We start from the raw sequence: 11355 nt of genomic DNA, 5'->3' as shown, positions 1-11355 counted from the left end.
TCACGTGGTGGTAGATCGTCTCGAACCGGCCGAGGATCTCGTCGATGTCGTGCCGGGAGACCAGGTGCTCGCTGGCCTTGCCCATCCGGTCGATCTCGGCGGACGCCGTTCGATGCGTTGGTGAGCGGCCGGGACGCCCGGCCGCCACCGGGTTTCACCGGCTGGAACCGCCGTGGAACTGGTAGGAATCAAGTACCTACGACCAGGAAGTGACCCCCGATGCGCTACATGATGATCGTGAAGGCCACCGCCGAGACCGAGGCCGGCGAGATGCCGAGCGAGGAGTTGCTCAAGGCGATGGGCGACTACAACGAGCAGCTGGTCAAGGCCGGCGTGCTGCTCGCGGGCGAAGGGCTGCACCCCAGCTCGGAGGGCTTCCGCACCGAGATCGCCACCGGCGGCGGGCGGTCCGTGGTGGACGGCCCGTTCACCGAGGCCAAGGAGCTGATCGCCGGGTTCTGGCTGCTGCAGGTGCGTTCCCGCGAGGAGGCCCTGGAGTGGGCCAAGCGGTGCCCGGAACCGGTCGAGGTGCGGCGGGTCTTCGACGCCGAGGACTTCGAGATGTCCGCGGAGGAGGCCGAGCGCGAGGCGAAGCTGCGCGAGGAAGTGCGCGAAGCGGGCGGAATCGCCTGAGCCGGCACGACGGCTGTGCTGAGATGGCGTGGTGACGGTTTCCGAAACCCACCGCGCCATCGAGGCGGTCTGGCGCATCGAAGCGCCCCGCGTCATCGCCGGACTGGCCCGGATGGTGCAGGACGTCGGCCTGGCCGAGGAGCTGGCGCAGGACGCGCTGGTCATCGCGCTGGAGAAGTGGCCGGAGACCGGCGTGCCGCCGAACCCGGGCGCCTGGTTGACCGCCACCGCCAAGCACCGGGCGATCGACCAGCTGCGCCGCAACGAGCGGCTGGTGCGCAAGCAGCAGGAGATCGGCCGGGACCTGGAGCACCAGCAGCACACCGAGATCGAGGTGGACTTCGGCCCGGACTTCGGCGACGACCTGCTGCGCCTGGTGTTCACCGCCTGCCACCCGGTGCTGTCCGCCGAGGCGAGGGTGGCGCTGGCGCTGCGAGTCCTGTGCGGGTTGACGACCAAGGAGATCGCCCGCGCGTTCCTGGTGCCCGAGCCGACCATCGCCCAGCGCATCGTGCGGGCGAAGAAGACGTTGGCGCGCAAGCAGATCCCGTTCGAAGCGCCGAGCGCCGACGAGCTCCCGGCGCGGCTGCCCGCGGTGCTGGAAGTCGTCTACCTCATCTTCAACGAGGGGTACACGGCCACGTCCGGTGCGGACTGGATGCGCACCGAGCTGTGCGACGACGCCCTGCGGCTCGGCCGGATCCTGGCCGGACTGGTGCCCGGCGAACCCGAGGTGCACGGCTTGGTGGCACTGCTGGAGATCCAGGCCTCCCGCTCCGCCGCGCGCACCGGCCCGACGGGGGAGCCGGTGCTGCTGCTGGAGCAGGACCGGGCCCGCTGGGACCAGCTGCTGATCCGCCGCGGCCTCGCCGCGCTCGAGCGGGCGGAGCAGATCGACGCACCACCCGGCCCGTACCAGCTGCAGGCGGCGATCGCGGCCTGCCACGCGCGGGCGCGCACGCCGGAGGAGACCGACTGGGCGCGGATCGCCCGGACCTACGAGCAGCTCTCGGAAGTCACGCCGTCGCCGGTGGTGGAGCTCAACCGCGCGGTGGCGGTGTCGATGGCGTTCGGCCCCGAGCACGGCCTGCACCTGGTCGACCAGCTGGTGGCCGAAGGTTCCCTGCGCGACTACCACCTGCTGCCCAGCGTCCGCGGCGACCTGCTGGTCAAGCTCGACCGGCCGGCCGAAGCCCGCGCCGAGTTCGAACGAGCCGCCGAGCTGACGGCCAACACCCGCGAACGCGACCTCCTCCTGGAGCGCGCCAAGACCTGCGGCTGATCGCCGGTGTGGCGTTGATCGCGCTGCCGCGCGGGTCCCGGCCACCGCTGGGTACGCTCGCGCGCATGACTCTGGCGACGGCTGACCTCGCGGACCGGGAAGGCCCGGAGGTACGCAGCTGCGACGTGCAGTTCCGCGACATCGGCGGGCGCGCGGCGTTCGAAGGCCGCATCCGCACCGTCAAGTGCTTCCAGGACAACGCCCTGCTCAAGGAGATCCTCTCCACGCCGGGCGAGGGCCAGGTGCTGGTGATCGACGGCCGGGGTTCGCTGCACACCGCGCTGATGGGCGACCTCATCGCCGAGCTCGGCCGGTCCAACGGCTGGAGCGGCGCGATCATCAACGGCGCGGTGCGCGACTCCGCGGTGCTGGCCGAGATGGACTTCGGCGTCAAGGCGCTGGGCACCAACCCGCGCAAGAGCACCAAGACCGGTGAAGGCGTCGCCGACGAGGTGGTCGAGCTCGGCGGCGTCCAGTTCGTGCCCGGCGAGTACGTGGTCGCCGACCGCGACGGCGTCGTGGTGATCACCGAGCCGTGACCAGCGCCGCTGCGCCCGCCGCGGGCGCAGCGGGAAGTACTGTGTGGATCCGTGCTAGCTCTCCTGCGCAGGTTTCCGCGGTTCCCTGCGGTACGCACCCGGCCGGCCGTGCCGGTCGTGCTCGGTTTCGCGGTGATCATCCTGCTCGGCACCGTGCTGCTCATGATGCCCTTCGCCGCCGAGTCCGGGCAGTCCACCGGGTTCGTCGCCGCGCTGTTCACCGCGACCTCCGCGGTGTGCGTGACCGGGTTGGTCGTCGTCGACACCGCGACCCACTGGTCCACCGCCGGAGAAGTGATCATCGTGGCGCTGATCCAGATCGGTGGCTTGGGCATCATGACCCTGGCCTCGCTGCTGAGCCTGCTGGTGTTCCGCCGCTTCGGGCTGCGCATGCGGTTGACCGCGCAGGCGGAGACCAAGGCGATCGGGCTCGGCGACGTCCGCCGCCTGGTGGGCAACGTCCTGCTGCTCACCGTGGCCTTCGAGCTGGTCGCCGCGGTGCTGCTGACGGCTCGGCTGTCCGCCGGCTACGACCTCGGATTCGGCCGCGCCGCGTACGAAGGCGTGTTCCACGCGATCTCGGCGTTCAACAACGCCGGGTTCGCGCTCTACCCCGACAACCTGATGGGTTTCGTCACCGACCCCTGGATCTGCCTGCCGATCGCGGCCGCGGTGATCGCCGGCGGGCTCGGGTTCCCGGTGTGGATCGAGCTGTTCCGCCGGTTCCGCCAGCCGCGGCGCTGGAAGCTGCACGTCAAGATCACCCTGCTGGCGACGGCGGTGCTGCTGGTCGGTGGAACCGCGGTGATCACCATCGCCGAGTGGACCAACCCCGGCACGCTGGGACCGCTGTCCTGGCCGGGCAAGCTGCTGGCCGGGTTCTTCGCCGCCGTGATGACCCGCACCGCGGGCTTCAACAGCCTCGACATCGGTGAGATGCACTCGGGCACGCTGCTGGTGCAGGACATCATGATGTTCATCGGCGGTGGCAGCGCGGGGACCGCCGGCGGCATCAAGGTCACCACCTTCGCGCTGCTGGCGTTCGTGATCCTGGCCGAGGTCCGCGGCGAGCCGAGCGTGCACGTGATGGGGCGCCGACTGTCCGAAGGAGTGCAGCGGCAGGCGCTGACCATCGTGCTGATCGCCGTCGGAGTGGTCATGGCGGTCGTGCTGGCGCTGCTGGCGATCACGCAGTTCAGCTTGGACCAGGTGCTGTTCGAGGCGGTTTCGGCCTTCGCTACCGTCGGCCTCTCGACCGGCATCACCGCAGACCTGCCAGAATCGGGGCAACTGCTGCTGGTGGCCCTGATGTTCATCGGCCGGCTCGGCCCGGTCACGCTCGCCTCGGCACTGGCCCTGCGCGAGCGGGCCCGTCGTTACGAACTACCCGAGGAGCGACCCATCGTTGGCTAGGAACGACGCAGCGAACCAGATCGTGGTGATCGGCCTGGGCCGGTTCGGCAGCTCGCTGGCCAGCGAACTGGTGCGCCACGGTTCGGAGGTGCTGGCCATCGACTCGCGGCCGACCGTGGTGCAGCGGTTCGCCGACGAGCTGACGCACACCGCGGTCGCCGACACCACCGACCCGGAGAGCCTGCGGCAGCTCGGCGTGCACCAGTTCAACCGGGCCGTGGTGGCCATCGGCACCGAGCTGGAGGCCAGCATCCTGACCACCTCGTTGCTGGCGGACTTCGGCATCCCCAACATCTGGGCCAAGGCCACCAGCCGCCAGCACGGCCGGATCCTGGAACGGGTGGGCGCGCACCACGTCGTGCTGCCGGAGCACGAGATGGGCAAGGAGACGGCGCACCTGGTGATCGGCCGGATGCTCGACTACATCGAGCTGGAGGAGGACCACTACGCGCTGGCGAAGACCCGAGCCCCGGCCGAGGCTGTGGGCCGGCCGCTCGGCGACGCGCGCCTCCGCTCGAAGTACGGCGTGACCGTCGTGGCCATCAAGCGTCCGGGGGAGCCCTTCACCTACGCGACAGCGGAAACGGTGGTGCGGGACGGCGACATCCTCGTCGTCGCGGGCACCAGCGAACAGCTGGAGCGCTTCGCCGAGCTGACCTGACTCACTCCCCGGGGCCCGGCGCTGCACGTCCGAGGTGGTCCAGCGCCTTGGCGAAGTGGTCGGCGAACAGCGGTGGGTTCTCCGCCATGGGGAAGTGCCCGAGGTCCGGCATCGTCCAGAAGACGGCCCCGGAGATCTTCCGCGCCGTTGCCTCCGACATCTCGGGCGTGCAGGAGTAGTCGTACTCGCCGGTCATCATGACCACCGGGCACCGCGCGGTGTCGATCTCGCCGACCCGGTCGCGGCCGTCCCAGTCGCCGCTGTAGAAGTCGATGTCACCGGCGAAGGTGCCGAACCCGCCCTGGGAGTAGCCCCACCACACCTTGCGGCGGTAGTGCTCGGGGCTCTGCGGTGCCATGAGCCCGTAGACCCACTCGGGGACGAAGACCGACTCGTTGACCAAGGGGTGCTTCGCCCACGACACCTTCCGGCCGGGAACCCGGTCGCTGGCCTCGCACGCGATCACCCCGCCGACGACGTCCGGGGCTCGGTGCGCCAGTTCCAGGCAGATCTCACCGCCCATCGAGGATCCGCTGACGATGGGCGCGGTCAGTCCGAGCGCGTCGATGACGGCGAGGACGGTCGTGGCGTACTGGTCGGTCGTCAGGGAGTAGCCGCCTGGTGGGACTCCGGGCAGCAGGTCGGAACGACCATGGCCGGGCAGGTCGAAAGCGATCAGCCGGCAGCGGGACGTCAACGAGGTGTCCGCCATGAGGTCGTGGTACTGGCGGCTGTCGGCGCCCGCGGTGTGGAGGAGCAGGACGTCCTGGCCCGCGCCGGCCGCCTCGTAGAAGATCTCCACAGGTTCACCGCGAACGCTGATGCGCACGTAGCCCGGTTCGAGGTCGGCCTTGCTCCGGACCGGAGGTGCGGCGGCAGGAGTGGCCGGACGACCTGAGATCGCCGTCCTGCCCAGCTCCAGCACCCGGCGCACGAGGTGTGCGTGCTGCACCATCGCCAGTTCGCTGCCCTCGACGTGCGCGCCGGGAACGCGCATGAGCATGCCGAAGAAGTTCTGGTACGCGGGCGGTGGCACTGCCTGGAAGAACCGGCTCCAGTCGGCAGGTGCCGCGACCAGCTCGAAGTCGGCGGCGCCGGTCGGCTCGACGAGCTGTCCGCTGCTGAAGCCGAACAGCGCGTTCTGCTCCCCGGCGCGGATCCCGAAGGTGACCGTGGTGGCGGTCGCGAGGGCGGACAACTCCCGGTCTTCCCGGCAGGCGTCCATCCACCGTTCGAGGTCGGCGTCGTTCCATGCCGTGCTCACTCCAGCGTTCCTTTCGTGGTCCGTTCCGGCTCGGTCGAGTACCTGCGGCCCGGCTGCGTGGCGAAGAAGACCGAGATGAAGGTCAGAACGCTGACGGCGATCAGGTACGGGGGCAGGGCTGCTGCGGCGCCGATGCCGGTGGCCAGCAGCGCGGTCAGGATGAGCGGTGCGAAGCCGCCGCCGAAGATCGCGCCGATCTGGTACCCGAGCGAGGCTGCGCTGTACCGGACTTCGGGCGAGAACATCTCCGCGAACAGGGTGGCCATCGGCCCGTACATCAGCGGGTGGATCAACGAGAGCCCGATGACGGAGGTGACGCCGAGGACCCAGGTGGAGGTGGCGGACTCGTTGATGGCGAAGAACGGGTAGGCGAACGCGGCGAACAGCACCGCCCCGGTGAGGAAGACCTTGCGCCGGCCGATGCGGTCGGACAGGGCTGCCGCCAGCGGGATGGTGAGCACTTCCAGGCCCGCGGCGATCGCGACGATGATCAGCACGGCCGAGCGCTCCAGGCCCAACGACGACGTGCCGTAGGTGAGGACGAACGTCGCGAAGAGGTAGAAGTTGACGAACGGCGCCAGGCAGCTGCCGATCGCGAGCACGATGTTGAGCGGGTGGTTCTTCACGGCGTCGAGGATCGGCAGCTCGGAGCGCGAGCCCGCTTCCTTCACGTCCTGGAACTCGGGTGATTCGACGACGTTGAGCCGGATGAACGTGCCCACCACGACCAGCGCGGCGCTGAGCAGGAACGGCACTCGCCAGCCCCAGCTCATGAACGCCTCGTCCGGGAGCATCGAAAAGCCCCCGAACGCCACCGTCGCGAGGATCAGACCTGCGGGAGATCCGGCTTGGGTCCAGCTCCCGGCCAATCCGCGCTTGTGCTCCGGGGAGTGCTCGACGGACATGAGCACTGCGCCACCCCATTCGCCCCCGACGGCGAACCCCTGCACGACGCGGCACAGCACGAGCAGGATCGGGGCCAGCACACCGATCTGGGCGTAGGTCGGCAGCAGGCCGATGGCGATGGTGGAGGCGCCCATGCCGACGAGGCTGTAGATGAGCATGGACTTGCGGCCGACCCGGTCGCCGAAGTGTCCGAAGAGGACACCTCCGAGGGGGCGGGCGATGAAGCCCGCGGCGAACGCGCCGAAGGCGGCGATCGTGCCCGCGAGAGCGGAGAACTGCGGGAAGAACAGCTTGTTGAAGACCAGCGCGGACGCGGTCCCGTAGAGGAAGAAGTCGTACCACTCCACGGTGGTGCCGATGAAGCTGGCGGCGACGACCTTCCGCGTCATCGAGCCCGCTTCCGCCGGTCTTGCTCGGATCGTGTTCGGCATCGAACCTCCTCGCGGGGGTGCAGCAAGAGCGGGGGAACGACCCGGGCCGGAGATCGGCATCGCGCCGCAGAAGAGCGCGGACAGCTCTGTGCACTAGCGTATGCAGAAGAATACGTTCATTGATGCCATCGTCAAGTATTTGTCCGGAGGACGGGCTTTCGGAGCTGATAATCAGCGAGTTCGCGCTTGACAAGCGGAGCTTCGATCTTAGTATCCTGCTGTATACAAAATGATCCAACGGGCCGCACGGTGTGTTCGGTCCCGCGCGCCGACGTCGAAGACCAACAGTGCTGTGGAGTGCGCCGCATGACCAGAGTCAGCTACCGGATGCTCATCGGGGGACAGCGGGTGGGGGCGTCCACCGGGCATGAGCTGCCCGCGATCAACCCCTTCACGTCTGCCGAGTTCGCCACCGTCCCGGACGCCGGACCGCGGGACGTGGACGCCGCCGTGGCCGCGGCCCGCGCCGCGTTCGACGGGGGCTGGTCGACGACTCCCGGAGTCCGCCGCGCGGAGCTGATGAACCGGCTCGCCGGGCTGGTGGAGGAGCACGCCGACGAGCTGGGCCGCTTGGAGTCCACCGACAACGGCAAGCTGGTCCGCGAAACCACCGGCCAGGCGCGCTTCGCCGCCCGCAACTACCGGTTCTTCGCCGGCTACGCCGACAAGCTCTACGGGCGCACCATCCCGCTGGACGACCCGGACACGTTGGACTTCACGCTGGCCGAGCCCATCGGCGTCGCCGCGCTGATCACCGCGTGGAACTCGCCGATGCAACTGCTGGCCAACAAGCTCGCACCGGCGCTGGCCGCCGGGTGCTGCGTGGTGGTCAAACCCTCCGAGCACGCCTCGGCGACCACGCTGCTGATGGCGGACCTGGTCGAGGAAGCAGGGTTCCCGCCGGGCGTCATCAACATCGTGACCGGCGGCCCGCAGGCCGGGATCGCGCTGTCCGAACACCCCGGACTGGACCGGATCAGCTTCACCGGCAGCGTGCCGACCGGCAGCGCGATCGCGGCCGCAGCGGCGCGCAACCTAGTCCCGGTCACGCTGGAGCTAGGCGGGAAGTCACCGAACATCGTCTTCGCCGACGCCGATCTGGACCGCGCGGTCACCGGCGCGGTCGCGGGGATCTTCGCCGCCGGCGGGCAGACCTGCATCGCGGGCAGTCGGCTGCTGGTGCACGAGTCGGTGTACGAGAAGGTGGTGGCGGCGGTCGCGGCACGGGCCGCGGAGATCCGCCTCGGCGACCCGATGGACTCGCGTACCCAGATGGGACCGGTCGCCAACAAGCCGCAGCGCGACCGCATCCAGCGCGCCATCGACGCGGGTGTCGAGTCCGGGGCCCGCGCGCTGGTCGGTGCCGAGCCGGTCGACGACCCGGCACTGGGGGAGGGCCTGTTCGTGCGACCGACGGTGTTCGCCGACGTCGCGAACGACTCGGTGCTGGCCCGGGAGGAGATCTTCGGCCCGGTGCTGTCCGCGATCCCGTTCGCCGACGACGACGAGGCCGTCGCGATCGCCAACGACAGCGATTTCGGCCTGGCATCGGGGATCTGGACCAATGACCTGACCCGCGCCCACCGGGTCGCGAAGCGGTTGCGGGCGGGCACGGTGTGGGTCAACACCTACCGGGCCAGCGCCGCGCAAGCACCGTTCGGTGGCACCAGGAAGTCCGGGTACGGCCGCGAGCGCGGCGAGGAAGCGCTCCACGAGTACTTGACCACGAAGAACGTGATGGTCGACCTCACCGGCAGGACCCCCGATCCGTTCTCGATCCGCCTCTGAGCGCCGAAATCCAGACTGGGAAGGGGAACATCGGTGAGTGACACCGTTTCGTTGTGCGGCCTGGGGAACATGGGCGGCGCCGTCGCCGGCCGCCTCGCCGCGCACGGCCCGCTGCGCGTGTTCGACCTGGATCCGGATCGGGTCGCGCAGGCCGCCGAACACCCGCAGGTCACCGCCGCCGCTTCGGTGGCGGAGCTGGCGGAGGCCGACGTCGTGCTGCTTTCCCTGCCCGCGCCGAAGATCTCGCTGCAGGTGATCGCCGAGCTCGCGCCGCGGATGCGCGCTGGTGGTGTGATCGTGGAGACCAGCACCGTCAACCCCGCGGACATGGCCGAGGAGCAGGAGATCTGCGCGGAGCACGGCATCGGTGTGGTGGACGCGGCGATCCTCTCCGGCGTGTCCCAGATGGCTGGTGGTACCGCGACTCTGCTGGTGGGCGGCGCCGAGTCCGATGTGGACAAGGTGGCTGACGTGCTGGCGGCGATCAGCGCGGGTGTCACCAGGTTCGGGCCCGTGGGCAGCGGCATGGCCGCTAAGGTGATCAACAACGCGGTGGCGCACGCCGTGATGGTGGTGCTCGCCGAAGCCGGTGCGCTCGCCGCGGCCACCGGGGTCTCCGGTTCCGCGCTGGCGGCACTGCTGTCCGGCCCGGAGGCAGGGCTCACCCGCCCGTTGACGCACCGCTTCGCCGAGCGCGTCCTGCACGGCGACTACGACGGCGGCATGCCCACCGAGGCCGCTCGCAAGGACTCCACCCTGGCGCTGGCCATGGCCCAGGACAGCGGGGTGCCGCTGTTCGGGATCCAGGGCGCGCACACCGTCTACGAGCTCGGCGTGGCCGAAGGGCTCGGTCGGCTCGACTACGCCTCGATCGCCACGCTCTGGGAGCGGTGGACCGGCCGTCCCATGACCGGAACGGGGAGCGAGGTCAGCGATGGCTGAGGAGTTCCAGGTCTACGCGATCAGGTTCGCGCACCGCGAAGCGTCGGTGCGCGGCGAGCACTTCTACGGCCACGACCCGTGCGCGCTGGACGCCTGGCCGATCTCGTACTACGTGTGGCTGGCCGTCTCGGAATCCCGCGCCGTGCTCGTCGACGCCGGTTTCACCCCGGAAACCGCGGCACGGCGGGGTGACCGCGACTACCTGCAGTCGCCGATGGACACCATCCGCGCGCTGGGCGTGGACCCGGACCGCATCGGACACCTGGTGATCAGCCACCTGCACTACGACCACTCCGGTCACGTGGCGGACTTCCCGCGGGCCGAGGTCGTGCTCCAGGAATCGGAGATGGCGTTCTGGACCTCCCGCCACGCGGGCCGGGCGCAGCTGGCGCACTTCGTGGAACCCCCGGACGTCGCGTACCTGGTGGAGCAGAACTTCGCCGGCCGGGTCCGCCTGGTCGACGGGACGCACGAGGTGGTGCCGGGCGTGACCGCGCACCACGTCGGCGGGCACACCCCGGGCCTGCAAGTCGTGCAGGTCCGCACCGCCGCGGGCAACGTCGTGCTCGCGGCCGACGCGTCCCACTTCTACGAGAACGTGGAGCGCGTGAAGCCCTACGGAATCGTCACCCACCTGCCGACGATGTACGACGCGTTCGACGCACTGCACGCGTTGGCGGACCACCCGGACGGGATCGTGCCCGGCCACGATCCCCAGGTGCTGCAACGGTTCCCGGCGGTACCGGGTCTGGAGGGCCTGGCCGTCCGCATCGCCTGAGAGGCCGATGCATACCTGGGTATGCTGTCGGGAACCGCTCACGAGCGGCTCAGCGGAAGGGGGCGTCGGCGCTGTCCGAACTGTACGAACGGCTGCGCGGCGAGATCGTCGACGGCACGTTCGAGGCGGGAGCTCAACTGGTCGAGCTGGTGCTGGCCGAGAAGTACGGCACCAGCCGGACGCCGGTGCGCGAAGCCCTGCGCAGGCTGGAGCAGGACGGGCTGGTGGAGCGCGGCGATCGCGGCATGCGCGTGCGCAGCCGCAGCCCCGAGGAGATCCTGGAGATCTACGAGGTCCGGATCTCCCTGGAAGCGACCGCGGCGGCGGCCGCCGCCCAACGGCGCAGCGACTTCGACCTGATCCGCATCCGGCGCGCGCAAGCGGCGATGGACGGCACCGCGACCGATGATCCGCCCGCGATGGCGGCGGCGAACCGCGCGGTGCACGAGGCGATCTGGGCGGCCAGCCACAACGGCACCATCGTCGACCTGCTGACCCGCCTGAACAACCACCTCACCCGGTACCCGGCCACCACCCTCAAGGTCCCGGGACGCTGGTCCGAGGCGCTGGTCGAGCACCACGCCCTCATCGACGCGATCGAGCAGCGCGACGCCGACCGGGCGCACGACCTGGCCCGGGACCACATGACGAAGGCCCGCGAACTCCGCCTGCAGACGCGTTCACCCCGGACGGCACCGCGACGGCGGCGAACTCCTGC

11 protein-coding genes are annotated in these 11355 nt (G+C 70.1%); 9 read left to right on the top strand and 2 right to left on the bottom strand.

Features of this window, described 5'->3' with window-relative positions; translation table 11 throughout:
* Window positions 1-228 precede the first annotated feature (228 nt).
* From ABTZ89_RS27790 to ABTZ89_RS27770, 5 genes are all read left to right on the top strand, one after another.
* Window positions 229-633, top strand: a complete 405-nt coding sequence (locus ABTZ89_RS27790) for a YciI family protein (RefSeq protein ID WP_502949604.1) — start codon at window positions 229-231, stop codon at window positions 631-633.
* Window positions 634-664: 31 nt separating this feature from the next.
* Entirely contained in the window at window positions 665-1915 is a 1251-nt protein-coding gene (locus ABTZ89_RS27785; RefSeq protein ID WP_351050059.1) for an RNA polymerase sigma factor, read from the top strand.
* 65 nt (window positions 1916-1980) lie between these two features.
* Complete coding sequence (gene rraA, locus ABTZ89_RS27780; RefSeq protein WP_351050056.1) at window positions 1981-2454, top strand: ribonuclease E activity regulator RraA; 474 nt, start codon at window positions 1981-1983, stop codon at window positions 2452-2454.
* Window positions 2455-2571: 117 nt separating this feature from the next.
* Window positions 2572-3867: a TrkH family potassium uptake protein gene (locus ABTZ89_RS27775; protein ID WP_351050066.1), complete on the top strand. Its 1296-nt coding sequence runs from the start codon at window positions 2572-2574 to the stop codon at window positions 3865-3867.
* On the top strand, window positions 3860-4528 hold the full coding sequence (locus tag ABTZ89_RS27770; protein WP_270950179.1) for a potassium channel family protein: 669 nt from the start codon (window positions 3860-3862) through the stop codon (window positions 4526-4528). Before ABTZ89_RS27775 ends, ABTZ89_RS27770 begins: the two co-directional genes overlap by 8 nt.
* A 1-nt stretch (window position 4529) precedes the next feature.
* Here ABTZ89_RS27770 and ABTZ89_RS27765 read toward each other — a convergent pair whose 3' ends face one another.
* Together ABTZ89_RS27765 and ABTZ89_RS27760 are read right to left on the bottom strand one after the other, a co-directional pair.
* Window positions 4530-5792, bottom strand: coding sequence for an alpha/beta fold hydrolase (locus tag ABTZ89_RS27765; protein WP_351050052.1), 1263 nt, complete (start codon window positions 5790-5792; stop codon window positions 4530-4532).
* Window positions 5789-7129 carry an MFS transporter gene (locus ABTZ89_RS27760; RefSeq protein WP_351050049.1) on the bottom strand — a complete coding sequence of 447 codons (1341 nt, stop codon included), beginning with the start codon at window positions 7127-7129 and terminating at the stop codon, window positions 5789-5791. Before ABTZ89_RS27760 ends, ABTZ89_RS27765 begins: the two co-directional genes overlap by 4 nt.
* Before the next feature lie 306 nt (window positions 7130-7435).
* Here ABTZ89_RS27760 and ABTZ89_RS27755 point away from each other — a divergent pair, with 306 nt between their 5' ends.
* The 4 genes from ABTZ89_RS27755 to ABTZ89_RS27740 form a co-directional block, all read left to right on the top strand.
* Entirely contained in the window at window positions 7436-8917 is a 1482-nt protein-coding gene (locus tag ABTZ89_RS27755) for an aldehyde dehydrogenase (protein ID WP_351050047.1), read from the top strand.
* A gap of 33 nt (window positions 8918-8950) precedes the next feature.
* Window positions 8951-9859: an NAD(P)-dependent oxidoreductase gene (locus ABTZ89_RS27750; RefSeq protein WP_351050044.1), complete on the top strand. Its 909-nt coding sequence runs from the start codon at window positions 8951-8953 to the stop codon at window positions 9857-9859.
* Complete coding sequence (locus ABTZ89_RS27745; protein WP_351050041.1) at window positions 9852-10637, top strand: N-acyl homoserine lactonase family protein; 786 nt, start codon at window positions 9852-9854, stop codon at window positions 10635-10637. Before ABTZ89_RS27750 ends, ABTZ89_RS27745 begins: the two co-directional genes overlap by 8 nt.
* On the top strand, window positions 10634-11355 hold a 722-nt coding region (locus ABTZ89_RS27740; protein ID WP_351050063.1), incomplete at its 3' end, for a GntR family transcriptional regulator. The genes ABTZ89_RS27745 and ABTZ89_RS27740, both read left to right, overlap by 4 nt.

Source organism: Saccharopolyspora sp. NPDC002686, from assembly GCF_040295745.1.
Classification (GTDB): domain Bacteria; phylum Actinomycetota; class Actinomycetes; order Mycobacteriales; family Pseudonocardiaceae; genus Saccharopolyspora; species Saccharopolyspora oryzae.
Note: the sequence above shows the minus strand (reverse complement) of the source record. Positions and strands in the feature narration are given on the sequence as shown.